The sequence below is a fragment of the Segatella maculosa DSM 19339 = JCM 15638 genome, from assembly GCF_000382385.1.
In the GTDB taxonomy this organism is placed as follows: domain Bacteria; phylum Bacteroidota; class Bacteroidia; order Bacteroidales; family Bacteroidaceae; genus Prevotella; species Prevotella maculosa.
This window is the reverse complement of sequence record NZ_KB908325.1, coordinates 92,020-116,174: the sequence shown is the minus strand read 5'-3', so window position 1 is coordinate 116,174 and position 24,155 is coordinate 92,020. Positions and strand designations below refer to the sequence as shown.

24 protein-coding genes and 1 tRNA gene are annotated in these 24,155 nt (G+C 48.6%); 15 read left to right on the top strand and 10 right to left on the bottom strand.

Going from position 1 to position 24,155, the window contains the following annotated elements:
* Nucleotides 1-47: 47 nt before the first annotated feature.
* The gene (gene rsfS / locus H164_RS0107980) at nucleotides 48-407 is read right to left on the bottom strand and encodes a ribosome silencing factor (RefSeq protein ID WP_008565992.1); all 360 of its coding nucleotides are present in this window, start codon (nucleotides 405-407) and stop codon (nucleotides 48-50) included.
* Nucleotides 408-616: 209 nt separating this feature from the next.
* On the opposite strand from rsfS, the gene H164_RS0107975 reads away from it, so the two are divergent.
* Together H164_RS0107975 and H164_RS0107970 are read left to right on the top strand one after the other, a co-directional pair.
* Nucleotides 617-687 (top strand) — tRNA-Gln (locus tag H164_RS0107975).
* A 546-nt stretch (nucleotides 688-1,233) separates the two neighbouring features.
* Nucleotides 1,234-2,220 carry an esterase-like activity of phytase family protein gene (locus H164_RS0107970; protein ID WP_025829823.1) on the top strand — a complete coding sequence of 329 codons (987 nt, stop codon included), beginning with the start codon at nucleotides 1,234-1,236 and terminating at the stop codon, nucleotides 2,218-2,220.
* 22 nt (nucleotides 2,221-2,242) lie between these two features.
* Here H164_RS0107970 and H164_RS0107965 read toward each other — a convergent pair whose 3' ends face one another.
* Genes H164_RS0107965 through H164_RS0107950 form a run of 4 tightly spaced genes read right to left on the bottom strand, consistent with a single transcriptional unit; the run spans nucleotide 2,243 to nucleotide 5,018 of the window.
* Nucleotides 2,243-2,689, bottom strand: coding sequence for a nucleoside deaminase (locus H164_RS0107965; protein ID WP_019968125.1), 447 nt, complete (start codon nucleotides 2,687-2,689; stop codon nucleotides 2,243-2,245).
* 6 nt (nucleotides 2,690-2,695) lie between these two features.
* Nucleotides 2,696-3,538, bottom strand: coding sequence for a hypothetical protein (locus H164_RS0107960; RefSeq protein WP_019968124.1), 843 nt, complete (start codon nucleotides 3,536-3,538; stop codon nucleotides 2,696-2,698).
* Nucleotides 3,539-3,556: 18 nt separating this feature from the next.
* On the bottom strand, nucleotides 3,557-4,324 hold the full coding sequence (locus H164_RS0107955) for a hypothetical protein (protein WP_019968123.1): 768 nt from the start codon (nucleotides 4,322-4,324) through the stop codon (nucleotides 3,557-3,559).
* Nucleotides 4,317-5,018, bottom strand: a complete 702-nt coding sequence (locus H164_RS0107950) for an ABC transporter ATP-binding protein (protein WP_019968122.1) — start codon at nucleotides 5,016-5,018, stop codon at nucleotides 4,317-4,319. Before H164_RS0107950 ends, H164_RS0107955 begins: the two co-directional genes overlap by 8 nt.
* Before the next feature lie 274 nt (nucleotides 5,019-5,292).
* On the opposite strand from H164_RS0107950, the gene H164_RS0107940 reads away from it, so the two are divergent.
* From H164_RS0107940 to H164_RS0107920, 5 genes are all read left to right on the top strand, one after another.
* Nucleotides 5,293-5,667 (top strand): YraN family protein, encoded by a 375-nt coding sequence (locus H164_RS0107940; protein WP_019968120.1) that lies wholly within the window; start codon nucleotides 5,293-5,295, stop codon nucleotides 5,665-5,667.
* Nucleotides 5,668-5,697: 30 nt separating this feature from the next.
* Nucleotides 5,698-6,468 carry a biotin--[acetyl-CoA-carboxylase] ligase gene (locus H164_RS0107935; protein WP_154652127.1) on the top strand — a complete coding sequence of 257 codons (771 nt, stop codon included), beginning with the start codon at nucleotides 5,698-5,700 and terminating at the stop codon, nucleotides 6,466-6,468.
* 32 nt (nucleotides 6,469-6,500) lie between these two features.
* Nucleotides 6,501-7,208, top strand: a complete 708-nt coding sequence (gene pyrH / locus H164_RS0107930) for a UMP kinase (protein ID WP_026356290.1) — start codon at nucleotides 6,501-6,503, stop codon at nucleotides 7,206-7,208.
* Between the two features lie 1,020 nt (nucleotides 7,209-8,228).
* A complete protein-coding gene (locus H164_RS0107925; RefSeq protein WP_019968117.1) occupies nucleotides 8,229-9,245 on the top strand; it encodes a branched-chain amino acid aminotransferase in 1,017 nt (338 codons plus the stop codon).
* A 62-nt stretch (nucleotides 9,246-9,307) separates the two neighbouring features.
* Nucleotides 9,308-9,931, top strand: a complete 624-nt coding sequence (locus tag H164_RS0107920; RefSeq protein WP_025829820.1) for a DUF975 family protein — start codon at nucleotides 9,308-9,310, stop codon at nucleotides 9,929-9,931.
* Here the strand turns inward: H164_RS0107920 and H164_RS16070 are convergent.
* A complete protein-coding gene (locus H164_RS16070) occupies nucleotides 9,925-10,047 on the bottom strand; it encodes a hypothetical protein (protein ID WP_019968115.1) in 123 nt (40 codons plus the stop codon). The genes H164_RS0107920 and H164_RS16070 overlap by 7 nt on opposite strands.
* Before the next feature lie 88 nt (nucleotides 10,048-10,135).
* Between H164_RS16070 and trmB the strand changes: the two genes are divergently transcribed.
* The 5 genes from trmB to H164_RS0107885 all read left to right on the top strand — a co-directional run bounded on the left by trmB (nucleotide 10,136) and on the right by H164_RS0107885 (nucleotide 15,155).
* A complete protein-coding gene (gene trmB / locus H164_RS0107910) occupies nucleotides 10,136-10,906 on the top strand; it encodes a tRNA (guanosine(46)-N7)-methyltransferase TrmB (RefSeq protein ID WP_019968114.1) in 771 nt (256 codons plus the stop codon).
* 19 nt (nucleotides 10,907-10,925) lie between these two features.
* A complete protein-coding gene (locus tag H164_RS0107905; RefSeq protein WP_019968113.1) occupies nucleotides 10,926-12,032 on the top strand; it encodes an Mrp/NBP35 family ATP-binding protein in 1,107 nt (368 codons plus the stop codon).
* A gap of 666 nt (nucleotides 12,033-12,698) precedes the next feature.
* Nucleotides 12,699-13,403 (top strand): hypothetical protein, encoded by a 705-nt coding sequence (locus tag H164_RS0107895; RefSeq protein WP_025829818.1) that lies wholly within the window; start codon nucleotides 12,699-12,701, stop codon nucleotides 13,401-13,403.
* A 121-nt stretch (nucleotides 13,404-13,524) separates the two neighbouring features.
* Nucleotides 13,525-14,220, top strand: a complete 696-nt coding sequence (locus H164_RS0107890) for a hypothetical protein (RefSeq protein ID WP_025829817.1) — start codon at nucleotides 13,525-13,527, stop codon at nucleotides 14,218-14,220.
* A gap of 86 nt (nucleotides 14,221-14,306) precedes the next feature.
* Nucleotides 14,307-15,155, top strand: coding sequence for a hypothetical protein (locus H164_RS0107885; protein WP_019968110.1), 849 nt, complete (start codon nucleotides 14,307-14,309; stop codon nucleotides 15,153-15,155).
* A gap of 618 nt (nucleotides 15,156-15,773) precedes the next feature.
* Here H164_RS0107885 and H164_RS0107880 read toward each other — a convergent pair.
* From H164_RS0107880 to H164_RS0107870, 3 genes are all read right to left on the bottom strand, one after another.
* Nucleotides 15,774-16,931, bottom strand: a complete 1,158-nt coding sequence (locus H164_RS0107880; RefSeq protein WP_026356289.1) for a DUF6057 family protein — start codon at nucleotides 16,929-16,931, stop codon at nucleotides 15,774-15,776.
* 11 nt (nucleotides 16,932-16,942) lie between these two features.
* Nucleotides 16,943-19,012: an alpha amylase C-terminal domain-containing protein gene (locus tag H164_RS0107875; protein ID WP_019968108.1), complete on the bottom strand. Its 2,070-nt coding sequence runs from the start codon at nucleotides 19,010-19,012 to the stop codon at nucleotides 16,943-16,945.
* Nucleotides 19,013-19,121: 109 nt separating this feature from the next.
* Nucleotides 19,122-20,234 carry a phosphatidylinositol-4-phosphate 5-kinase gene (locus H164_RS0107870; protein WP_019968107.1) on the bottom strand — a complete coding sequence of 371 codons (1,113 nt, stop codon included), beginning with the start codon at nucleotides 20,232-20,234 and terminating at the stop codon, nucleotides 19,122-19,124.
* A 340-nt stretch (nucleotides 20,235-20,574) separates the two neighbouring features.
* Here H164_RS0107870 and H164_RS0107865 point away from each other — a divergent pair, with 340 nt between their 5' ends.
* Complete coding sequence (locus H164_RS0107865; RefSeq protein ID WP_008566020.1) at nucleotides 20,575-21,048, top strand: Dps family protein; 474 nt, start codon at nucleotides 20,575-20,577, stop codon at nucleotides 21,046-21,048.
* Between the two features lie 367 nt (nucleotides 21,049-21,415).
* Entirely contained in the window at nucleotides 21,416-22,159 is a 744-nt protein-coding gene (kdsB, locus tag H164_RS0107860) for a 3-deoxy-manno-octulosonate cytidylyltransferase (RefSeq protein ID WP_008566021.1), read from the top strand.
* Here kdsB and H164_RS0107855 read toward each other — a convergent pair.
* The gene (locus tag H164_RS0107855; RefSeq protein ID WP_019968106.1) at nucleotides 22,140-22,844 is read right to left on the bottom strand and encodes a DUF2461 domain-containing protein; all 705 of its coding nucleotides are present in this window, start codon (nucleotides 22,842-22,844) and stop codon (nucleotides 22,140-22,142) included. The genes kdsB and H164_RS0107855 overlap by 20 nt on opposite strands.
* A 54-nt stretch (nucleotides 22,845-22,898) precedes the next feature.
* On the opposite strand from H164_RS0107855, the gene nth reads away from it, so the two are divergent.
* Nucleotides 22,899-23,585 (top strand): endonuclease III, encoded by a 687-nt coding sequence (gene nth / locus H164_RS0107850; protein WP_019968105.1) that lies wholly within the window; start codon nucleotides 22,899-22,901, stop codon nucleotides 23,583-23,585.
* The last annotated feature ends 570 nt before the right edge of the window (nucleotides 23,586-24,155 follow it).

The following is a 24,155-nucleotide window of genomic DNA, read 5'->3' as shown; positions in this document are numbered from 1 at the left end:
TTTCTGGTTTATATGGGGAATGTGGTATCAAATAACATGCCAAATGCCTAATCAAGGTTCGGAATATTTGTTAATTCAGCATCTTCCCATAGCATCTCTATATTGTAATAGGCACGCATTTCGGGCAGGAAAACATGCACGAGCACGTCGGAATAGTCGATGGCCACCCACTGATTGTTGCCCAATCCAGCCACGTTGACGGGTTTTTCTTTCATTTCCTCGCGCACGGTGTCACCGATCGAACCTGCAATAGCCTCGACCTGCATCGGTGAATTGCCTTGACAGATGATGAAATATTTGGCAATTGCCCCGTCGATATGCTCCAGATTGATGACGGTGATGTCTTGTCCTTTCTTCTCTTGAATACCTTTTGTGATTGTCTCAACCAGCTTTTCAGTTACTCCCATGAATAGTTTTTCTTTTTGTGAACATACGGTTTTGATCTCGAAGAGCAAAGGTACATAATTTATGGTTATGTCTTCTATAATTCTATTTCTATTTTCTTGATTTTTATATTTTTTGAAAAAAAGGACAGAAAAGTTTTGGCAGTCCCCGAAAATGTGCTACCTTTGCAGACGCAAAAGGTCAAAGCTCCCAATGAAATGAGCCACTATCTTGGGATATGGTGTAATGGTAACACTACAGATTCTGGTCCTGTCATTCCTGGTTCGAGTCCGGGTATCCCAACAAAAAGCAAAAGCTGAATGATTTTCACCATTCAGCTTTTTTTGTTTTTTGAACTTTTAGACTTCAAAGGTTGTGCGTTGGATTATTCTGAGACTAGCAGACAGCAAAAACCTGTGCACGGAAATGGAATGGTTCTCCAAAATGTTCCCATAAGATAGAAGCTCCCAAGTGGTTAAATGCCATTGGAATCACTCTTTTTCTATACGCAAGGAATTACAGTTTCATAGCTTGAAACACACAGTTCCATAGCTTGAAACTCACAGTTTCATTGCTTGGAACGCTGGTTAGAGGTGTTGGTGGAGCGATGGAAGGTATGAGAAAAAGGGCGCAACATCAAGTGGATTTATGTCATACCCCTCCTTTTGAGGGGTGAAGACGCAGCAATCATTCCGCTTTCGCTTTCTTCTCCCGTGTTAATTAATGCTTATCACGCTCGTTTTGGGCACACGTCAGCTCCTTTTTTATTACCTTTGCAGCGGCATTCGCTTCGAATGATCTTCTCGGATGGCGACCGGCGGGATTGCGGTCAACAAAAATGCTTTGCTTATGAACTTCAGACACGCGGTTTTATTCACCATGCTATTGCTTCAGGTTTCCTTTCTCACCGAGGAAGGCGGCTTCCCGCACTCTGCCGAAGACGTTGAAATCGGCGACTCGTTGCATGCTGAATTGCTGCCGCAACATGCATTCAAGGCACTTCCTCCGGGCAACTACAGTGGCATTTCCTATTTGGGAAACGATGATTATGCCGTGGTTTCCGACAAAGGAAGCCAAGCGGGCTTTTACGTTTTCCATATTTCACTGACGCCGAATGGCGAGATTCGACAGGTTGAAAACAAGGGGTTCACGGTGATTCCGGGCGCAAATCGCGACGAAGAAGCCGTTGCCTACGACCCTCGAACGCGTCATCTTTACATCGGAAACGAGGCATCTTCTGAGATTATCGACTATGACATGCGGGCCGGAAAGGTTGTCCGTACGACGGTCATTGAAGACTATCGCCGACTGAGCCAAGCAAACCGCAGCATTGAAAGTCTTACGTATGACCGGCAACGTGACTGCTTGTTCACCGTCAATGAGTCGCCCCTCATTGGCGACACTGGCCTTTCGCTGCGCCTGAAACAGTTTACGACCGATTTGAAAGCGGAAAAGGAATATGCTTATCGGGCCGACGAACCACTTGAGCCGACCGATAAGCCCGACAACCGACACGCATATGGCGTCGCTGAGTTGCTGGCACTCGAAGACGGAACACTCCTTGTTTTGGAGCGTGAGCTGTATATTCGTCCGCTGAGACTCAACAGTTGGGTAATGAACAAGGTGTTCCGTATCAGGCCGGGCAGCCCGAAAAAGCAGTTCGTGACGGGCTGGCGCACGTGGCTCCGCCTTGTGGACAACGACTTTGCCAACTACGAAGGCATGTGCGAAGGGCCGAGGTTGAGCGATGGGCGCCATGTTGTCGTGCTCTGTGCCGACAGCCAAGACCGTTACAAAGGAGTATTAAAAGATTATTTCCGCACGATTGTCTTTTAATTGTTTGTAAACAACGAGCATTCTACCGTTTTTCTTTGAAAAACTCCTGCATGAGTTTTCTGCATTCCGGTTCCAAAACGCCTTGGGTCACCGTGGCCTTGGCATGCAAGGCACGTGGGGCATAAAGGCGATAGCCGCGCTTTTCGTCGGCTGCCCCATAGACAATGCGCCCGATTTGAGCCCAACCTATGGCCCCGGCGCACATGGTGCAAGGTTCTACAGTCACGTAAAGTGTGCAGTCATTCAGGTATTTTCCGCCCAGTAAATCGGCTGCGGCAGTAATAGCTTGCATCTCGGCATGCGCCGTCACGTCATGCAGTTTCTCGGTCAAATTATGTGCTCTGCTGATGATTCTGTCCTTACATACGATGACAGCCCCAATGGGAACTTCGCCCGCTTCGGCTGCCTTTTCTGCCTCATAGAGGGCCCTTCGCATGTAAAGTTCGTCCTTGTTCTCGGCCTGTTCCATGTCGGTTTATTTCAAGATTGCGTTTTCTTGGATATTGTTCAGCGTGATGCTCAAAGGCATTGTATTTATCTTTTCCACTTTGATATGGCCGTATGCGGTGTGGTTGAGTATGATGTCGCTAGCAGCTTTCAGTACGAGATGGTTCACATAGGTTCCCTCTTGCTCGTCTATCGAGGTCGAAATGCTGCTGTAAGCTTTCGTGTAGAGTGTAAGGTTGTTTATCCGCGTCTTATAAGTCGTCAAGAGTTGAGGGCCGATGTTGATAGTGGCGTTTTTAATCGTGCATCGCCTCAGAGAAAGGCTGATGTTCTTCTGAATATCGAGGGTTTCTAAGTCCAAATCCCGCAAGTCCAAAGTGCCGAAGGCCATGTAGAAAGCCTTTTGGTTGGCTAATAATGTTTTGATGGTTTTTGTCGGTGCTTTGATATAGACGGTGACATTTGCCGGAACGTCTTCTGTGGAATCCTCTTCATTCGGGTCTTTTTGGGAATCTATCTCAGTGATATAGTAAGAAATAGAGTTCCTCTCCAGTTCTGCAATCCTTTTGGTCTTGTTAATTTGGAGCACGCCTTTGGACAGACTCACCTCAACGAGTTCTGCCGGATAGTCTACCACAATGCCCCCTACTTTGTCGTCGGGAATAAGCATGACGCGGTATTGGTCGGTGTTCAATTGGTCGCTATAAACGGCATACGACGCTATCGCCTTCGCCTCTTTTGCCTTGAACGCTGCCCTGACCGACGTATCTAAGAACACTTTTTCGGTTGTTCTTTCAATCTCAAAGCCTATAAAAGGAAGCAGATAAGAGACTGTAATGAGCCCTATGATGATTTTCGTTGTTGTCTTCATTGTCGTTCCTCCTCGTGTTTACATGCGGTCAATCACTTCCAATTCACACATTCTACGATACGAAAGCCATAGGTTTGCCATGCTTAGGAAGGCTGCCCAAAGGGTCAAGGTGTCTATCAATATTTCGCTGAAAGAGCTGAAGAACGCCAAAATGAACACGGCAATCAACCCCAAGATGAATACACTGATGGTCGTTCCCAGCAGCGGTTTGCGTGGGAAAACCATGCTTCCAAGCACGAAAAGCGATATGGGATAGATATACCATACGAGGGTATAGAGGGCATTCATCAGGGGGGCGTGTTGAAAAGATGTTATCGAAGACAAGCTTTGTACGGCCAAGTCTACGTTTGGATAAATGGAGGTGAGTAGCACGACCCGGCAGACTTCCAATGCATAAAAGACGATATGGAATACAAGAACGTAGCCGCCAACGAAGAGAACGATGCGGGCAAGCCAGTTCTCAAACATGCTCACGGGCATTGTCAGCACTTGAATGCGCCCTGCTTTCTGTTGTCCGTCGGTGAAAAGTCGGCTTGCCGCAATGCAGCTGCTTGCCACAAAGAGCAGCGAACAGCTGAAGGATATGCTGGTTCGTGCAGGGTCTGCTGTCCTTACACAATCTCCATAACCATAGGGATCGTTGTAGGCTGTGAGGCAAATCCACACTTCTATGATAAACATAATACCCAAGAGAATGGCTGCCGAAAGAAACATTGTGCGGCGTTGTTCGGTCCATAGCTTGCCTAAATAGCGCATGAAGCGCTTACAGTCAAAGAAATCAATCATGGTGTACCTCCTTTCCTTGCATAGCCTCCTCGAAATAGGCTTCAAGATCGGTTTCTGCTTTCAGTTCTTCATTGCGGATCACTTCGCTACGGTCAATGAGCAGCACATGGTTGAGCACGCTTTCTATGTCCTTCACCTGATGGGTTGAAATGACGAAAATGCTGTCTTCGCCAATACCTTGCGTCACAAACGTGCGGAATTGTCGCTTACCCGGAATGTCAAGCCCATTGGTTGGCTCGTCCATAAGCAGTATTTTTGTGTGCGTAGCCATGGCAAAACTCATAAAAATCTTCTTGCGTTGGCCAAGCGAAAGGTCGCCCAATTGCACATCGGTTGTCATGCCGAAAGTCTGTAAATAGGTGTTCATGTCGTCTTGAGAGAAACGAGGATAGAACACCGAGTTGGTCTTGATATATTGTTGCAGCGTCACTTTGGGTAGTTCAAATTCGTCGGGTACGAGGAAAATCTCACGCATCGTGGAAGGCCGGCGCTTGCGAACATTGGTACCATTGAGGCTCACTTGTCCCTTATCGGGCGTCAACAAACCGGACATTATATATAATAAGGTAGACTTACCTGCCCCATTTGGCCCCAAAAGACCATAGATGCGGCCGGGAGTTAGCTGCAGGCTAAAGTTGCTGAACACAGGGTGTTTGTGCCGTGGATAGCAGAAACTGAGGTTCTTTATTTCCATATTGATAGTTTAAAATGGTATCAGATAGCTGAATGCTAACCGACGGTTGCAAAGTTATAAAATAATCCTTAAAGTTCAATGCCTATGTCTCTTTTTTTATATTGTGGGTACATGGTTTTTAAAAGTATGTGATATGAAGTTCTGATGTGGGCTGTATTGCAAGCTAAAATAACACGTTCTGTAGGTTTTCTGCTCCTATTCTATCCAAAATATAGGCTGAAAGACTTGATGAAACAGAATAAAAATCGTATTTTTGTAACCGAAATCATCGACTATGGCAAGGCATAACGAACTTGGAAAAGCAGGAGAAGACTTCGCTGCCTCCTATTTGGAACATGCGGGCTACGGCATTATTGAGCGCGATTGGCGGCAAGGTAGTCGCGATATAGACATCGTTGCACGCACCGAAGACGGCACAACGGTGGTCTTTGTTGAAGTGAAAACGCGAAGTTCAGACGCCATTGTCCGTCCCGAAGACGCTGTTGATGCACGCAAGATACGCAACCTTGGCCGTGCTGCCGATGCCTATGTGAAAGAGCGGGCTATCTGGGATGAACTGCGTTTCGACCTGATTAACATCGTCGGAACCGCTCCTGAGAACTTCAAACTCGAACATATCATCGATGCTTTCAACCCGTTGTTGGTGTGAAAGTGGCCGATGTCGCAAGCAAAAGCAAGTATGTGGTTTTTCAAGAAAACGAAGAAGAAAGAACAACCTGCGGTGGTGTGGCTCGAAGAAGTAGAGTCCACCAATGATGAAATGCGCAGACTGCCGACCGAAAACGGGCAGCGTATCAGCGTCGTCGTGGCGGATTTCCAATGCAAGGGCCGTGGACAAGGCACGAATACATGGGAAAGTGAGCGTGGAAAAAACTTGCTTTTCAGCATCAAGGTACGTCCCGTGATGGTTCCGGTGCGCTGTCAATTCCTGTTATCCATGGCCGGTGGACTGGCAATAAAAGACGCACTCGATGCTTATATGGCCGGCATTACGCTGAAATGGCCCAATGATGTCTATTGGAACGACCGCAAAATCTGCGGCACTTTGATTGAAATAACCTTGTCGGCAGGCCGCATCAAGGATTGTATCTTTGGCATCGGACTCAATGTAAATCAGCAAGTATTCACGAGTGATGCCCCGAATCCCGTGTCATTGGCGCAGATTTTGGACCATGAAACAGACCGAAAGAAGTTGCTCAATGAGGTTTTGGAGGCCTTCGACAAGTACTATTCGTGGATTGAAAACGGCCGTTATGGCGACATTTCCGCCCTCTATCACGAGGCACTTTACCATCGTCACGGCTTCTATCCCTATCGGGATGTGGCCAAGAATGAGGTGTTCGAGGCTGCCATCGTTGAGGTTGAAGACGACGGAACGCTGGTGCTTAGAGACCGAAAAGGCGTGTTCAGGGAATATAGGTTCAAGGAAGTGGAGCGTCAAGGAGGCTAGGTTGGAGGACGAATAGATTTATTTATATGACGATGAGGTTCAAAAGAATTTTACTTAAACTGAGTGGCGAGAGCTTAATGGGCGAACAAGGCTTTGGAATCGACCCACAGCGACTGTCAGATTATGCACAGCAAATCAAGGAAGTCCATGAGATGGGTGTCCAAATCGGTATTGTTATCGGCGGAGGAAACATCTTTCGCGGGTTGAGCGGCAGCCAAAAAGGCTTCGATCGTGTAAAAGGTGACCAGATGGGAATGTGCGCTACGGTCATCAATTCCTTAGCCCTTAGCAGTGCATTAGGTGCAATTGGCGTCAAAACAAAAGTGCTCACGGCCATTCGTATGGAGCCGATTGGCGAGTTCTACAGCAAATGGAAAGCCATTGAAGCCATGGAATCGGGCCACGTTTGCATCTTTTCTGCGGGCACAGGCAGCCCATATTTCACCACCGACACGGGCAGTTCGCTGCGCGGAATAGAGATAGAAGCCGACGTTATGTTAAAGGGAACGCGCGTTGATGGCATCTATACTGCCGACCCGGAAAAGGACCCTAAGGCTACGAAATTCACCGACATCACCTACGATGAAATCTATACACGTGGGTTGAAAGTGATGGATCTCACGGCAACCACCATGTGCAAGGAAAACAATCTGCCCATCTATGTGTTCAACATGGACGTGTATGGCAACCTGAAACGGGTGATAGACGGAGAAGAAATCGGTACGCTGGTGCATAATTAAAGAGGGAACCCACCCCAACCCCCGAAGGCCAACCCTCAACCCCTCCCGGGGGGAGGGGAGAATGCGCTTGCATTGCAGTTCAATGTAGGGACGCACGGTTCGTGCGTCCATTCATGTTGTAGTTGACAGTTGGCAAGTGAACGGGTAGACAAGTTGAATGTGAGCAAGGATGTAGGGACGTACGGCTCGTGCGTCCATTCATGTTGTAGTTGACAGTTGACAAGTGGACGGGTAAACAAGTTGAATGTGAGCACGGATGTAGGGACGCACGGCTCGTGCGTCCATTCAAATCACGGCGATAAGCAGCAGGAAACGTCAGGGCATTCCGGCCTTTTGTTTGAGCGGACGCACGAACCGTGCGTCCCTACAGGACCGTTACAGGTTCAGAACTTCCAAGAGAAGAATAAGAGAAAAATGCTGATTGCTTTTGTAAAACCATTTCAATGGCGATTTGCAATCGGCTGAAATATGTTGTATCTTTGTGTCGGGGAAAGCACGTTGCGGCTTTTCTTTTTTGTTACTTGATTTGGACAAGCAGGCAATAGGAGACCCTTTGGGTTTTAATACCAGCTATATTGCACGCTAATCTTGGAGCGGACGCACGAGCCGTGCGTCCCTACATAGTTTTAATCCCAGCTATATTGCACGCTAATCTCAGCCGTTTTACCGCGCAATCTCAGTCGTTTTAGCGTGCAATATGGCTGGAATTACGCGGTAATAGGACTGATATTGAAACGTAAGGTATAAGCATTTGATAATCAACGGGATGAAGCTATAATCTGCTCGACTGCATGTAGGGACGTACAGCTCGTGCGTCCACTCAAACAACCACGTGTTTATCCATCTATTCTAATGGAGCGGACGCACGAAGCGTGCGTCCCTACATCTCCGGCTTGGCCATATTGTGCGATAAAAAATGGTTGAAACAATCAGAAATTATGGGCCGGATTGTTGCAAATGTTTGTTTTTATTCGTACTTTTGTGCTAATTATAACGTAGAATATATAAACGAACGATGTTATGAAAGAACAGGATTGGGCAAAATTGTCATTCGGTTATCTACCGACAGACTATAATGTTCGCTGCTATTATCGCAACGGGAAGTGGGGAGAAATAGAGGTTTGCTCCGATGAATACATCAAGCTTCACATGGCAGCGACGTGCCTTCACTACGGACAAGAGGCGTTCGAAGGACTAAAAGCCTATCGTTGTCCCGACGGAAAGGTGCGCGTTTTCCGCGTAGAAGAGAATGCTGCGCGCCTGCAAAGCACGTGTCGGGGCATCTTGATGCCCGAAGTTCCGACCGAAATGTTCACGGAAATGGTGAAGAAGGTGGTTCGTCTCAATCAGGAATATATCCCAACCTACGAGAGTGGGGCAACGCTTTATGTGCGTCCTTTGCTTATCGGAACGGGCGCACAAGTGGGCGTTCACCCGTCGAAAGAATATTTGTTCATGATCTTTGTCACGCCCGTCGGCCCTTATTTCAAAGGCGGTTTCTCGGCAAATCCCTATGTCATTATTCGCGATTACGACCGTTCGGCACCGCTGGGTACGGGTGTCTACAAGGTAGGAGGCAACTATGCGGCCAGCTTGAAGGCCAATTCCATTGCGCATGAAAAGGGATATGCCAGCGAGTTCTACCTCGATTCGAAGGAGAAGAAATACGTAGATGAGTGCGGAGCTGCCAACTTTTTCGGCATCAAGAACAACACTTATGTCACCCCGAAGAGCACTTCTATACTGCCATCCATCACAAACAAGAGTCTGATGCAGATTGCCGAAGACCTCGGAATGAAGGTGGAACGCCGCCCGGTTCCCGAAGAAGAGCTTGCAACCTTCGAGGAAGCGGGAGCCTGTGGCACTGCTGCTGTCATCTCGCCTATCTCACATCTCGACGATATGGACACGGGAAAGGTCTACAACTTCGGCGAGAAACCGGGGCCTTGGTCCACGAAACTCTACGAAACGTTGCGTGGAATACAGTACGGAACGGTGGAAGACAAGCACGGTTGGACCACGGTTGTGATTGACTGACGCCAAGAAAGCGACACCGACTATACATTATTATATACATACTTCATTAATTTTTAATTTTTATGGATACACTATCAAATTACAGAAAGAGAGCTTTGGCCTCTTTGGAACATGGTTGGGGAACATTCGTTTGCGCTACGCTTGTTTACCTTGTGATTTCCTCTATTTGTCAATCGTTCACACGAATCGACGAAGAATCGGCTTCATTGGCTGGTCTCAGTCTGGTGATGACCATTTTGCTGCTGCCTCTTATTTGGGGATTTTATACGATGTATCTCGACCATATTCGTGGTGAGAAAGTCGGATTGGGAAACCTTTTCCAAGGTTATTCGAAGGAATGGTTCTCAAAGAGCCTGCTCACCCTTCTGTTGATGTATGTTTACATCCTTCTTTGGACACTTCTGCTCATCATTCCCGGTATCATCAAGGCTCTTTCCTATGCCATGACGCCCTATGTGCTGAAAGATAATCCCAATATGAAGAGCAATGAGGCCATCGAAGAGAGCATGCGGCTCATGTCGGGCCACAAGGCAGAACTCTTCTTGCTCAGTTTGAGCTTCATCGGCTGGGCTTTGCTTTCGCTGTTGACGCTCGGTATAGGCTTTTTGTGGCTCATTCCCTACATGCAGACAGCATGTGCTTACTTCTATGAAGACTTGAAGAAGGAAGCTGGCGAGCGTCAATAAAGACCTTGCCGGAGCGACTTCGTTCCTATGTTCAGGCATTGCGACCCCGGAGAGAAGCCCGGTTGCAATGCCTGTTTTTTCATGCTGCCCTCGAAAGTGACGGTCTTTCCGGTCATGTTCTTTCCGGATAACGCCCGATATTTCGCTCTGAAAGTTGCGTATATCGTACTTTCCTTGTACCTTTGCAGCCAAGATTGCAGTGTTATGGGAAAAGGGAAATTGGCAAAGTTCGCAGAGATGGAGACGTTCAGTAATGTCTTCCAGTATCCGTATTCCGTCATCGACAATGTGCCCTTCGCCATGAAAGGGCATTGGCGCGACCGTTACTTCAACAACGGCAACCCCATTGTGCTGGAGTTGGGTTGCGGCAAGGGAGAATACACGGTAGAGCTGGCCCGATTGTTCCCCGATGTGAACTTCGTCGGTGTGGACATCAAGGGAGCCCGCATGTGGACGGGAGCGAAACAGGCCCTCGAAGATGGTCTGAAGAACGTAGCCTTCCTGCGCACGAATATTGAAATCATCGACCGTTTCTTCGCGAAAGATGAGGTGCAGGAACTTTGGCTGACTTTCAGCGACCCGCAGATGAAGAACGCCCGCAAGCGACTCACGAGCACATTCTTCTTGAATCGTTATCGGACATTCCTTGTTGACGGAGGCATCGTCCACCTGAAAACCGATTCGAACTTCCTTTACACCTACACCACATACATGGCAAAGGAAAACCGACTTCCTGTGCTTTTCGCCACCGACGACCTTTATCACACCGAAGGATTGGACGAAGCAACACGGAAAATCCTCTCCATACGCACCTATTATGAAAGTATGTGGATAGAAAGAGGACTGAACATCCGTTACATCAAGTTCCGTCTGCCGTATGAAGGCATGCTCGTTGAACCCGAAGTGGACATTCCCTTGGACGAGTATCGCAGCTATCACCGCCCAAAAAGAAGCAATCGGGAAACTGGAAGATAAATCTATAAATCGAAAAGAAATGACATTATATCCGAAACTGATTACTGACACATTGGCAACCGTCGTCTATCCCGGGACGAAAAAGAACCTTGTGGAGAGCGAAATGGTTGCGATGGACGACGTGCATATCAAAGGAATGCACGTGACCGTTACGTTGATATTCCCTCGCGAGACCGATCCTTTCCTTAAATCGACGCTCAAGGCGGCCGAGGCTGCCATACATTATCACGTCGGCAAGGACATTGAAGTGACGATAGAGACCGAATTCAAATCGGCACCACGCCCCGAACCGGACAAACTTCTGCCGCAAGTGAAGAACATTATCGCCGTCAGTTCGGGCAAAGGTGGAGTGGGCAAGAGCACTGTCTCGGCCAACTTAGCCATCGCTTTGGCCCGTCTGGGCTACAAAGTGGGCCTGCTCGACACCGACATCTTCGGTCCGTCGATGCCCAAGATGTTCGGTGTGGAAGACGAAAGGCCTTACGCCGTCGATAAAGACGGCCGTCGGCTCATCGCGCCCGTGGAGAAATATGGTGTGAAACTGCTGAGCATCGGTTTCTTTGTCGACCCCGAAACAGCCACTCTGTGGCGCGGAGGCATGGCGACGTCGGCCTTAAAGCAACTCATCGCCGATGCCGACTGGGGGGCACTCGACTATTTCATCCTCGACACGCCGCCCGGAACAAGCGACATCCACCTGACGCTGCTTCAAACACTGTCCATCACGGGAGCCGTCATCGTGAGTACGCCGCAAAAGGTGGCCTTGGCCGATGCGCGAAAAGGCATCGACATGTACAGAAACGACAAGGTGAACGTGCCGATTCTCGGTCTGATAGAAAACATGGCCTACTTTACGCCGGCCGAACTGCCCGATAACAAGTATTATATCTTCGGAAAAGACGGAGCAAAGGACCTCGCCCGCGAGATGAACGTCCCCTTGCTGGCCCAACTTCCCATTGTGCAGAGCATCTGTGAAAGCGGAGACAATGGCGAACCGGCGGCCACGAAGGCCGACACCATCACGGGGCAAGCGTTCCTCGCGCTCGCACAGGCCGTGGTAACGGTGGTCAACCGCCGCAATAGGGAACAGGCACCAACGAAGATTGTTGAAGTGGATAACGGATAATCTGCCCCTCGCTCTGCCCACTTCGATGAAGTCGCACAGCGCTTCCGGCTAGGATTCCGACGAGCAAACCAATAAAAAACGTCAGGAGTGCGGCACTCTGGGAATTAAAAGTTAAAAGAAGTATAGGAGTGCGGCACTCTGGTAGTTAAACGTTAAGAAAAGTGTAGGATTGCTGCACTCTGACAGTTAAATATTAAGAAAAGTATAAGAGTGCGGCACGCTAAGCTTTGAAGGAGAGATGGACCACAGGCAGGGGTTCTGTTGCGCTCCCTCTCCGCCAGTGTTTTACCGTCTCTTCGAGGCTATTCTTATTCCGAACGGACACAAGTCTTGCCTCCGAAATTCCGGGCTGTCCGTCCTTTTTCAACAGCACGGAGAAGTCTCGAAGACTAGTCCGAGGTAAACTTGTAAACAAATTTTTTGCTCCAGCTCTTGTATATTCCGAAAAAAAGATTTATATTTGCCGGCATATAATCAAAGCAAAGGAAGCCTTTGTCCCCTGACTATGATAAAACCATTGGAGAAATACCACATGAAGCACGCCCGTGCCATTTTTGAAAATGCTTGTATAGACGTCTTTGCATGTCTTTCTTCATCGGAAAGGCAGGAAGATTTCCACACGTAAGACGAAACCTTTTATATTTATCCTTAAAAATAAAAAACATCATGAACAGAAAAACATTTCTTTTAACTCTCCTCGCCCTTGCAGGCGTGATGTGGACAACTGACGCACAGGCGCAGAAATTACGGGTGTTCGATAAAGAATACACCGCCGACACCTCTGTCGATATCGGCGGAGGAACGATAACATGGGACAAGGCCAGCGCGACACTCACCCTTGATGAGGTCGAAGCATACAACATGTACAGCACCTTCATCAGTTGTGAGAACTTTCCGCTGCTGAAGATTGTTCTTGTGGGCGAGAATACCGTGGAAACCGAGTGGCAGATACTCTATATCAAAGACTGCAACGTGGAGATTTCGGGCGGAGGATCGTTCAAGGGACGTAGTAGTGAGGTTGCCGAGGCCATACAACAAAACCTGTCGAAACCCCATACGCTGACCATCAAGAATTGTAAGTTCGACGTGCAAGGAAAAGAGCGGAGCATCATCGGCTTCAGCAAAGGAGCGGGCGCGGAGATGCTGAACCTCGTGATAGACAATGCTAAGGTCAAGGTGAAAGGGTCTGCCACCCGTAAGGGTGAGAAGCGGGCGGGCATCAGTCGTCTCAAAAGCTGTGAGTTGAAGAACTGTCACATCAACACTTCGGGAGTGAAATTCGGAAAGAAACCCGACCTTACCTATTATGAACTTATCGACGAAGAAAACAATAGCTATCCCGGCGAAGTAACTATTGTTCCCGGCGACTAACCGACATTGGGAATGCCGCACGGGCGTGCTTCGCGTATTTTTCTCCCATCAGGAAAGTGGTGTGGCTTCCATAATATAAGACGAAACCTTTTATTTATTCATCCTTAAAAATAAAAAAATCATGAACAAAAAAACAATTCTTACAACTTTTCTCGCCCTTGCAGGCGTAATGTGGACAACCGGTATGCAGGCGCAGACCTTATCGCTCTTCGGAACGGACTACACCGATGACACTAGCATTCATCTCGGTGGTGGTACGGCGACGTGGAACAAGGAAGAGGCTACGCTCACCCTCGATTATGTTAAGGTAGAAGAAGCAAACAGTACTTTCATTCGTTGCGAAAACATTCCGCTGTTGAAGATTGTCCTTGTGGGCGAGAATCTCGTGAACTCGAAGTGGCACACACTTTATATAAAAGACAGCAATGTCGAAATTACGGGTGCAGGCTCGCTCACGGCACGCAGCGAAGTAAATGATGCTATACAGCAGGACTTGTCGGCTCCTCACACGCTGACCATCAAGGATTGCAAGCTCGACGTGCAGGGCAAGCAGCGGAGTATCCTCGGCTACAGCAAAGGACAGGGAACAGAGAGGTTGACGCTCGTCATTGATAATGCCACAGTGAAGGTGAAAGGCTACACTGCTGAAAACGGCGCAACGATGTCAGGCATAGCCAATCTCAAAGACTGTAAGTTGATGAACTGCCATGTCAGCACGGCAGGTGTAAAGTTTGGCAAGAGGCCTTATCTCACCTACGTCGAACTCATCGACACCAACAATAAAAGCTATCCCGGAGAAGTGACCATTGTTCCCTGACGATAGCAGGGCTTCACGAGTCTTCCCCCGCGTCGGAAAGGCGGGGTAGACTCCCGGTATTATTCATCCTAAAAAATCAGTACATTATGAAAAAGAATACGCTTTTTACTGTCCTCCTTGCCCTTGCAGGCATGATGTGGACAACCAGTGTGCAGGCACAAAAAGTGATAGTGAAAGGTGACGAAATTACTGAAGACGGCTCCTTCACGCCCCACGGGGGTACGGGCACAGTAACGTGGAACAAGGCCACCGCTACGCTCACGCTCGACAACGTTAATCTGCCAAACACAAACAGTACTTTTCTCCGTTTCGAAGATATGCCATTGGTAAAGATCGTCCTTGTGGGAAATAACCTTGTGAACTGTCGATGGCAAGCACTTTACATGAAAGACTGCGATGTTGAGTTTTCGGGTAGCGGCTCGCTCACGGTACGTAGTAAACTTGAAACTGCCATGCAGCAGAACCTCTCAGCTCCCCACACATTGACCATCAAGGATTGCAAGTTCGATGTGCAGGGCGAGAAGCGGAGTCTCCTCGGTGCTGAAAAAGGGGGAAATAAATGTCTGACACTCGTCATCGACAATGCCACGGTAAAAGCGAAAGGTTTCACGAATGGCGGTTCTGCGATGTCGGGTATAGCCAATCTCAAAGCCTATCAGTTGAAGAACTGCCACATCGCAACACCCGGTGTGAAGTTCGGTATGAGACCCTATCTTACTTATTATGAACTCATCGACGACAATGACCAGGTCTATCCCGGTGAAGTAACCATCGTTCCCGACAATACTACCGGCATATCGGAAGTCGTAACATCGGGCGACGCTACCGTCAAGGCTATTTACACGCCCGACGGCCGTCAACTGCAAAAGATGCAGCGCGGACTGAATATCGTCAAGATGAGTGACGGTACAACGAGGAAGGTCGTCCAGCAGTAAGTCTGCCCGCCATTCTTAGGGAAGCTCCGCCTTCTGATAAAACAAAGGAAATCCGGGATAAGTCCATATTCCCCGCGATTTCCTTTTTTATATGTTTTGATTTAATGTGAATCCGATGTAAGTTAGGAAGAAAACCAAAAATACGCGAGTTCGGAATAAATCCCAATGGGGGAAAAATTCAAAAAGAGTCTCGGTGCCTCCGCCGAGACTTTGAGAAATAAAAAATACGTAGCGGGACCTCCGCCGGAAGCCAAGAGGTAAAATATCGGCGGAAGTTCCGCCGAGGGTCAAAGATTAAAAAATGTGTTAGCGGAAGTTCCGTTATGAGTTAAACATTAAAAAATGTGTCGGCGGGAATCCCGAGGGGGGGGTGACGGACCAGCGGAAACAACTCCTGCTTCGTTCCGTCACCTCTTCAAGGTTCCTGCCGCTTCCGTCACGACAGCGGGGGCTACGCACATCACTCGCTCCGTCTTTGTTCTGCTACCTCTTCGAGGTTTCCGTCTAAATATTCTTATCCCGAACTGACGTAAAAACGGTTGTCCGACGCGTCGGATAATAATAAAACAAAAAAGGAAAGTTCTTCCTCCATGGAGGAAGAACAAAAAAGGGACTATCTCAATGTCTCAACCGATAATAATATGTCCAATAGGTGTTCCCATATGTGTCGCGCAGGGCCGAGAGACGTTGGCGAGGGCGCCCATACTGCCGAGCAAGCGACTGAAAATCGGTGAAATCGGCATCCATCACGCTGTCGTGATAGACGACGTAGGGGTTCGACCGCAGGTGATTATAAAGCACGAGAGCTTCACGATAGTGCTTGGGAAGTGGCCGCTTCAGGTCATAATACTTGCCGATGGTGCGGACGAAGGCTTCCAAGTTGCCGTCTAACAAATAGGCACAGAGTAGATAGTCGTGGGCGGCGGGCGTGGCCAAGCCGTGCCGATGAATGAAACGAAGATAGTGCATCGTGTGCATCGGTTGGCGGAACCATGCACCTAAATGCTGATAAAACTTATCCTTTCCACACATCAGGAAGTTTACGCCCGGATTATCGGGCAACATGGCCGCCGAATTGCCTACCAACGGATATTCAAACAGCCGTTCGGGGAGTAGCCCGGCCAATGACAGGGAGTATATGCGCAGGCAAGTTAGTGTGGAATCTGTGTGTAAGGAATGCGCTCCCACCTTTAGTGTCTGCCGATATGTGCCATCCATGACATGCTGTTCGATTTCCAATTGCGTGTGGAGCACTTGGTTGTGATTGGAACAAAGTGCAACGAAGAAGAACTGCACCAAAAGACCGCCGTAGTTGACCCATGCCCAACGGCCCAAAAGCCCTTGCCAGCTGTGCTCAAGCGGTTCGTAGGTCTGCGACCGGCGGGCATAGCACATCGCGACAAGGGCGATGGTTATCAGAAACGGAGCGACTATCCACCACCAACCGAGCGTCACGCCCTGCACGATGTCGCTGCCGATGGAGGTGATCGCCGTCAGACAGACGACCGAAGGCACGTAGGTCAGCGCATGGGAACGACCTTTCAACCGGAATAAGAGGTAGCAACCGATTTGCAATAGCCACAAGACAAGCGTGAGGAGCACTGCACCGACCATGTGATCGTAGTGTGTTCGCCCTTTTGAAAGCACGTGCTGACCCATGGCCAACAGGTTATCCTGATAGAAATAAAGATAACAGAACGTGAAAACAAGAAACAACACGGCACATGCCACTTGATAAGGGCGTGTGCCGTGCCTTTTTAAAGTATCCTCAGACATTGGGTTTGAAATCATTTTTTCTTTAACACCAAAGCCGTGCGTGCCGGCAAATAAAGCTTCAGCCACGCTTTGTGCGCATCGGCATAGAGTGGATCGTGGTTCGTGAGGTGCGTCATGGTGTCGTCATTCAGTCCATTTCCGCCGAAAGCCTTGTTGTCGCTGTCGAGCACCACGTCGTAGCTGCCCACAGGCACAAGGAAACCGTAGTCGGTGAACGACCTCACGGGTGAGAAGTTGAACACGAAGAGCAACTCGCCTCGCATGTATGCCAGCACTTGGTCGCCATCGTTGTGCCATATTTCCTGCACCGGCGTGCCGTTGAAGTTACGCTCGCTCTTGATGACCTTCAGCATTTCGCGGTCGAAGTCGGCCAGATAATGGTAATCAAGCTCCTTGTTATCGACAAGATTCCACTGCCGTCGCGCATATTTATAGCTCCAACCGTTGCCTTCGCGTGGGAAATCTATCCATTCGGGATGCCCGAATTCATTGCCCATGAAGTTCAGATAGCCGCCATTGATGGTCGATGCCGTCACGAGGCGTATCATCTTGTGGAGCGCAATACCGCGGAAGGCCATATCGTTCTCGTCGCCTTTCTTGAAATGCCAGTACATATCGGCGTCTATCAACCTGAAGATAATGGTCTTATCTCCCACGAGTGCTTGGTCATGACTCTCGCAATAGGAAATCGTTTTCTCGTCAGTTCGCCGGTTCTTTACCTCCCAAAAGATAGAACTCGGCTTCCAATTCTCGTCTTTTTGCTCCTTGATGATTTTGATCCAGAAGTCGGGTATGTTCATTGCCATGCGGTAATCGAAGCCGAATCCGCCGTCTTCAAACTTGGCAGCAAGGCCGGGCATGCCGCTCACCTCCTCGGCAATGGTGATCGCTTTCGGGTTCACTTCATGGATAAGCAGGTTGGCTAAGGTCAGATAACAGATGGCATTGTCGTCCTCGTGCCCGTTGAAATAGTCGCCATAGTTGCAGAATGCCTCACCCAATCCATGGCTGTAGTAGAGCATAGAGGTGACACCGTCGAAACGGAAGCCGTCGAAATGGAACTCTTCGAGCCAATACTTGCAGTTCGAAAGCAGGAAATGAACAACGTCGTCCTTGCCATAATCAAAGCAAAGACTGTCCCATGCGGGATGCTCATGACGGTCGCCGGGATAGAAATATTGGTTGGGGTCGCCGGCAAGATTGCCCAAACCCTCGACTTCGTTCTTCACGGCATGCGAGTGAACGATGTCCATGATGACGGCAACGCCTTGGGAATGGGCCGCATCGATGAGGGCCTTCAGTTCCTCGGGTGTGCCGAAACGGCTCGAAGGGGCAAAGAAAGAACTCACGTGGTAGCCGAAGGAGCCGTAGTAAGGGTGCTCTTGTATGGCCATAATCTGAATGCAGTTGTAGCCCGCTTTGACCACGCGCGGCAGCACGTTATCCTTGAATTCCGTGTAAGTGCCCACCTTTTCGGCATCTTGTCCCATGCCGATGTGGCACTCATAAATCAGCAATGGTGAAGTATGGGGCTTGAAACTGTTTTTCTTCCATTGATAGGTTTCCTTGGGATTCCACACTTGTGCCGAGAAAATCTTGGTCACTTCGTCCTGCACAACGCGTGTGGCCCAAGCCGGAATACGCTCACCTTCGCCTCCGTTCCACTTGACATGCATCTTGAACAAATCGCCATGCTGCATGGCTTTTTCGGGCAGTCGGAGTTCCCAATTCCCTGTTCCTTCCACGCGTTTTGCCCGATATGCCTCGTCTTCCGACCAGTTGTTGAAGTCGCCTACGAGGTAAATGGCCGTAGCATTCGGGGCCCATTCGCGGAAAACCCAACCGCGCGAGAGCTTGTGAAGCCCGTAGTAAGCGTGCCCGTTTGCAAAATCCGACAAGGTTTTCTTGCCGCCGTCGGTCAACTGCGACAGCTTCCACAGCGCATGTTCGTGGCGCCCGCGAATGGCATCTTCGTAGGGTTCCAAGTAGGGGTCGTTCTTTACAAGACCGATATGCTTGAGGCACTGTGGCTTAACGGCTTTTGTCGTTACCTTTTTCACGGTGTTTTTCTTTGTTGTCATATCATCAATATTTTATGTTCTGACCTTGGGAAGCGGTCGAAAGGCCTCATCTTACCCAAGAATATCTATCTTATAGCCTGTCATTTCCACACGAATCGGGAGGTCCGCATCAATCTTCAAACCTCCTGCCAAGCTCATATCTCCCTGTTCGGGTGATGTTTCCGTTACGGTCTTTCTCCACGAAACGGCCGTCACGGCGGTCGTCCACGTAGCTGCCTTCAAAGCGGTTGCCGTTCTTATCCTCCTCAATTGCCGCGCCATTGCGCTGTCCTTTGCGGTATGTTCCCTTGAAACGGCTACCGTTGGTATAGCGGATAATCAACTCACCGTCAAACTTTCCGTTCTTGAAATCGCCCTCAAAGGTATCGCCAGACTTCTTGATCAGTTTGCCATGACCGTTCTGTAAGTCGTTCTTCCACTGCCCTATATAGACGTCGCCCGACCGCCATTCAAACGTTCCCTGCCCGCTTTTGGCTCCTTCTTCAAAGTGTCCTGTGTAGCGATCTCCGTTGACATATTTGAAAATTCCTTCGCCCGTACGTTCTCCCTGCACGTAGTCTCCTTCGTAAACATCGCCGTTTTGGAACTTATAAATGCCTCTTCCGTTCTGTATATCATCAGCCCAATTGCCGATATATACGTCACCATCAGCATATTTATTGGTGCCTTTGCCCGATCGTTGATTGTTGGCCCACATGCCATCGTAGGTGGTTCCGTCGCCCCAATCAAAGAAACCGCGACCGCTTTTCCGGTCATCTTTCCACTGACCGTCATAATATGCACCGCTCGAATAGGTGTAACGACCTTTGCCTTCGCGCTTGTCTCGCACCCACGAGCCTACGTATTTGTCGCCGTTATAGTAGAACATTGTTCCCTGTCCCTGCTGATAATCGCGGAACCAGAGGCCTACATACTTGTTGTTATTGGCAAAATAATAGGTCCCGTGCCCGTGTTGTTGGTCCTGAAACCACTGCCCCTCGTAGCGTTCGCCGTCAGAGAACGAATAAATACCATAGCCCTCGCGCCACCCCTTGATGTATTCTCCTTCGTAGGTGTCTCCGTTCTTGAAGACCGTGTTGCCCTTTCCGTTGGGCTTACCGTTCATCATCTGCCCCTTATACTGCCCACCGTCGTGCGTCACACACGAGCCTAAGACGATTTTCTGCGCATGAACCGGCAACCACAACGCCAAGGATATGATGAATAGTGTAAGTTTTTTCACTGTATTTTGAATGATAGTTCAGCCCAAAGATAACAAAATAATGGAATACGGCAAAATAAGTTAGCGTTTTTTATCATATCTTCTGACTGTTGTCCGCCATCATTTGTGCAACGGCTTTCCACGGTATTTCATCTCAAACTGGAAGCAATTAATGCATGATTTGCCAAACAATGGTCAACAAACTACTATTCAATGCTTTACATGTAATATGATAACATGTGTCAATATATGTATAGAAAATATCTATTGGACGGTGTTTTTTTATTGTTTATCTTTGCTTTCAACAAATAAGACAGAACAGGATAAACAAATAAATCGTTAATTTTTAAAACCAAAGAAAATGAAAAAGTTAGATTACACCGGCTTAGATGCCAAGAAAGTAGCACATGTAGTAAAAGAATTAGCACAGTTGTTAGCAGACTTCCAAGTGTATTATGCTAACCTTCGTGGCTTCCATTGGAACGTAAAGGGCGATAAGTTCTATCAACTCCACGAGTTCTACGAGAGCCAATACAACGATGCTGCTACCAAGGTTGATGAAATTGCAGAGCGTTTATTGCAATTGGACGCCCGTCCGGAGAACCGTTACAGCGAGTATCTGAAGCAAACTCAGTTGAAAGAGGCCGGACATGAGCCCGAGAAGATGGAGGGTTTGCAGTATGTCTTAGACACGTTGAAAGTGCTTATTGCACAAGAACGCCGTGTACTGGCTGCTGCACAAGAGGCCGAAGACGAAGTAACCGTGGCCATGATCGATGACTATTTGACCGGTCAAGAGAAGAATGTGTGGATGTTAGTGGCTACATTGAGTTAAGCATCTCTACCAAAATGCGAAAGGCTTTTGCATGGGTGAAACATGCAAAAGCCTTTTTTTACATACAATCTCAGCTATATTGCCGCGCAAAATGGCTGAGATTGCACGGTGAAATGACTGAGATTGCGCCGCAAAATGAGTGAGATTGAAAAGCAAGGTGTAAGTCGTTGGTTTTCAAGATGAATGCATGTAGGAATGCACGGCTCTTACGTCCGCTCCAACGGGCGGCATACGGAAAAACAGAATAACGGCCGTCAACTTCCAATGTCAAAGTTATTGACTTTTTGCATTCATTTTTTTATCGCCAGCCTTGCTGTTCCTATCTTGTTTTTTATTAACTTTGCGATATAAACAAAACTAAAGAAGCATGAAATTCATTGGATTAATTCCTGCCCGATACGCCTCTACGCGCTTTCCGGGCAAGCCTTTGGCCCTGCTGAATGGCAAGCCTGTCATTCAACATGTGTACGAACAAGCGGCCAAAGTGCTGGATGCCGTCTACGTAGCTACCGACGATGAGCGTATATATAATAAGGTGTTGGCGTTCGGAGGCAAGGCCGTGATGACCTCAACCGAGCACCATAGCGGCACGGATCGCATTGAAGAAGCCCTCGAAAAGGTAGGGGGAGACTTCGATGTTGTGGTGAATATCCAAGGCGATGAGCCTTTTATAGCACAAAGTCAGATTGAAACGCTGTGCCAATGTTTCGTGGACAAGGCTACCCAAATAGCCACTTTGGGCAAGCCATTCGAGTGCATTGAGGCCGCAGAAAACCCCAATTCGCCCAAGATTGTCGTTGACAATAGGGGCTATGCCCTCTACTTTAGCCGAAGCATCATACCCTTTGTGCGAGGCACGGAGCGGCAGGATTGGCTCTCAAAATACCCTTTTTTGAAGCATTTGGGTATCTATGCTTATCGCACAAACGTGCTGAAAGAAATCACAAAACTACCGCAATCGTCGCTCGAACTGGCCGAGAGTCTCGAACAACTGCGCTGGCTTCAGAATGGTTACCGTATCAAAGTGGGGCTCACCGACGTTGAAACCGTGGGCATAGACACGCCCGATGATTTGCAACGGGCTGAGGAATTCATTCGTAATCGTCGATGACGCTGTTCATAAAGTCCATCATCGGCTTGGCGGTTTTGAAGATATCGGCCGCTTTTTCGAGCCACGTCGTTCCCTCAAAGAAGTCGTCGGGCACCGCATGCCAGCCGCAATAGTCTTTCATGCGTAGGTATTCCACGAATTCATAATCACGCGGAAAGCCTTTCGGTGCCGTTTTTAAGCAGGCTAATCCGAAGCCCTTGCCGCCCGGTTCGTCCCATTTTCCCTCGTTCGGACGGCCGAAAAGCTCGACGAACTTCTGGTTTTCGACGCATGCTCTCCATGCCTCTATATTGCCCATAAGCTCGTTTCGGCAGGCCGTAAGAATGTTTGTGGGCAGCCAATAACAGCCTATACCCAGTATGCATTGGCCGGGTTGCAGGTGAAGATAGTAGCCGCCGCGCAGCGAATTCTTGCCGTGTGTGCAGATGTATGCCCCGAAATGGTTCTTATAGGGGCTTTTGTCTTCGCTGAAACGCGTGTCGCGATTGAAGCGATAGCAGGCATCCTTGGGCGTGATATGCGCCACGGAGGCATCGAACCGCGCGATGGTTGCCACGGCTTGTGCCACACCTTCCTCGAAATCTTTCCTGCATACGTCATACTCTTTCTTGTGTTCGTGGAACCAATCCCGGTTGTTGTTGGCCGCGAGTTCATGCAAATAGCCTAATATTCTCTTCGTATTCATAGCTTTTTATCCGTTATGTTTGCAAAGATAATGCTTTTTTTATACTTTTGCCGCATGACAAGAAAAGAAAGATTTGCGTTCATTTTAGATTACTTCCGCAAGGAACAAGGACCCGTGACCACCGAACTTGACTTTGCAAGTGCATTCCAATTGATTGTCGCCACCCTGCTCAGTGCGCAGTGTACCGACAAGCGCATCAACATGATCACGCCCGAATTGTTCCGCCATTACCCTACGGCCGAGGCCATGGCCAAGGCAGATTGGGAGGAAATATTCCAACTGATAAAGAGCGTGAGCTATCCCAATGCCAAGGCACATCACCTGAGTGAGATGGCAAAGATGCTGGTAGCACAGTTCAATGGCGAGGTCCCTGACAACACGGATGACCTGACTCGGTTGCCCGGCGTGGGCAGAAAGACGGCCAATGTGGTGCAGGCTGTGTGGTTCGGCAAGCCGACTTTGGCCGTTGATACGCACGTTTTCCGTGTCAGTCATCGCTTGGGACTCGTTCCCGAAACGGCAAACACGCCCCTGAAAGTGGAGCTTGAACTGATGAAATACATTCCCGAAGCCGACGTAAGTGATGCTCATCACTGGCTATTATTGCATGGTCGGTATGTCTGCAAGAGCCAAAAACCGCAGTGTGAAAGCTGTCCTTTCAATGCGTTTTGCCCTGCAGGACTAAAGATTTTGAAGGAAAGAGCGGCCAAATCCTCAACGGTTTCCAAGCGAAAAGCATAGTTCTCCCGCTCCGAAACAGCAACGCTTCCATATCATTATCATGTGGGTTACCATGCATTGTAATGTGGGTTACGAAAGGAAAAGGAGCCGATTACACGTGAATACGAGCCTTATCGCGAGTTTGGGTCTCCTGATTGCTGGCGGTATATCAAGCATATTAAAAACAGCTTAGCATAAAATGAATAGCAACATGGCTGATATTATACGATAGAGTGGGGCATGTTGTGTGGAAAAGTGGGGCGTTTTGCGTTTTTAGTCCCATGAAACGGGATTGAATAATGCCGGATTTCGGGTTTCAGTTTCTATTTGGTGGTGTCGCAATGTGTTAAAAAACGAGAGGAAATATTGACAAGGTTTGGGTATAAAGAGGCTTATGGATTGATTTTTGCACGCCGATTTTACCTACCATTAGGTATTGTTCAGTTTCGCGTTTTTAGCTACCTTTGCATCTGCTAAAATCTGAAAAGAGATGAATCATCGGTTATGAAACGAAGAAGAAAAGGCCATATAGCGATACAGTCGCAACTGAAAAGTGCGCTACCCAAGTTGAGGGTGGCGCACTTTTCTTTT

Excerpts from the sequence above, each read along its gene's own strand:
- H164_RS0107880 (WP_026356289.1), bottom strand. The coding sequence starts at position 16,931 with ATGTCTGAGGATACTTTAAAAAGGCACGGCACACGCCCTTATCAAGTG.
- rsfS (WP_008565992.1), bottom strand. The coding sequence starts at position 407 with ATGGGAGTAACTGAAAAGCTGGTTGAGACAATCACAAAAGGTATTCAA.
- H164_RS0107920 (WP_025829820.1), top strand. The coding sequence starts at position 9,308 with ATGGATACACTATCAAATTACAGAAAGAGAGCTTTGGCCTCTTTGGAA.
- H164_RS0107970 (WP_025829823.1), top strand. The coding sequence starts at position 1,234 with ATGAACTTCAGACACGCGGTTTTATTCACCATGCTATTGCTTCAGGTT.
- H164_RS0107940 (WP_019968120.1), top strand. The coding sequence starts at position 5,293 with ATGGCAAGGCATAACGAACTTGGAAAAGCAGGAGAAGACTTCGCTGCC.
- H164_RS0107895 (WP_025829818.1), top strand. The coding sequence starts at position 12,699 with ATGAACAGAAAAACATTTCTTTTAACTCTCCTCGCCCTTGCAGGCGTG.
- H164_RS16070 (WP_019968115.1), bottom strand. The coding sequence starts at position 10,047 with ATGACCGGAAAGACCGTCACTTTCGAGGGCAGCATGAAAAAACAGGCA.
- H164_RS0107905 (WP_019968113.1), top strand. The coding sequence starts at position 10,926 with ATGACATTATATCCGAAACTGATTACTGACACATTGGCAACCGTCGTC.
- H164_RS0107890 (WP_025829817.1), top strand. The coding sequence starts at position 13,525 with ATGAACAAAAAAACAATTCTTACAACTTTTCTCGCCCTTGCAGGCGTA.
- H164_RS0107925 (WP_019968117.1), top strand. The coding sequence starts at position 8,229 with ATGAAAGAACAGGATTGGGCAAAATTGTCATTCGGTTATCTACCGACA.
- H164_RS0107955 (WP_019968123.1), bottom strand. The coding sequence starts at position 4,324 with ATGATTGATTTCTTTGACTGTAAGCGCTTCATGCGCTATTTAGGCAAG.
- H164_RS0107935 (WP_154652127.1), top strand. The coding sequence starts at position 5,698 with ATGTGGTTTTTCAAGAAAACGAAGAAGAAAGAACAACCTGCGGTGGTG.
- H164_RS0107875 (WP_019968108.1), bottom strand. The coding sequence starts at position 19,012 with ATGACAACAAAGAAAAACACCGTGAAAAAGGTAACGACAAAAGCCGTT.
- trmB (WP_019968114.1), top strand. The coding sequence starts at position 10,136 with ATGGGAAAAGGGAAATTGGCAAAGTTCGCAGAGATGGAGACGTTCAGT.
- H164_RS0107885 (WP_019968110.1), top strand. The coding sequence starts at position 14,307 with ATGAAAAAGAATACGCTTTTTACTGTCCTCCTTGCCCTTGCAGGCATG.
- H164_RS0107865 (WP_008566020.1), top strand. The coding sequence starts at position 20,575 with ATGAAAAAGTTAGATTACACCGGCTTAGATGCCAAGAAAGTAGCACAT.
- H164_RS0107965 (WP_019968125.1), bottom strand. The coding sequence starts at position 2,689 with ATGGAACAGGCCGAGAACAAGGACGAACTTTACATGCGAAGGGCCCTC.
- H164_RS0107950 (WP_019968122.1), bottom strand. The coding sequence starts at position 5,018 with ATGGAAATAAAGAACCTCAGTTTCTGCTATCCACGGCACAAACACCCT.
- H164_RS0107855 (WP_019968106.1), bottom strand. The coding sequence starts at position 22,844 with ATGAATACGAAGAGAATATTAGGCTATTTGCATGAACTCGCGGCCAAC.
- nth (WP_019968105.1), top strand. The coding sequence starts at position 22,899 with ATGACAAGAAAAGAAAGATTTGCGTTCATTTTAGATTACTTCCGCAAG.
- pyrH (WP_026356290.1), top strand. The coding sequence starts at position 6,501 with ATGAGGTTCAAAAGAATTTTACTTAAACTGAGTGGCGAGAGCTTAATG.
- kdsB (WP_008566021.1), top strand. The coding sequence starts at position 21,416 with ATGAAATTCATTGGATTAATTCCTGCCCGATACGCCTCTACGCGCTTT.
- H164_RS0107960 (WP_019968124.1), bottom strand. The coding sequence starts at position 3,538 with ATGAAGACAACAACGAAAATCATCATAGGGCTCATTACAGTCTCTTAT.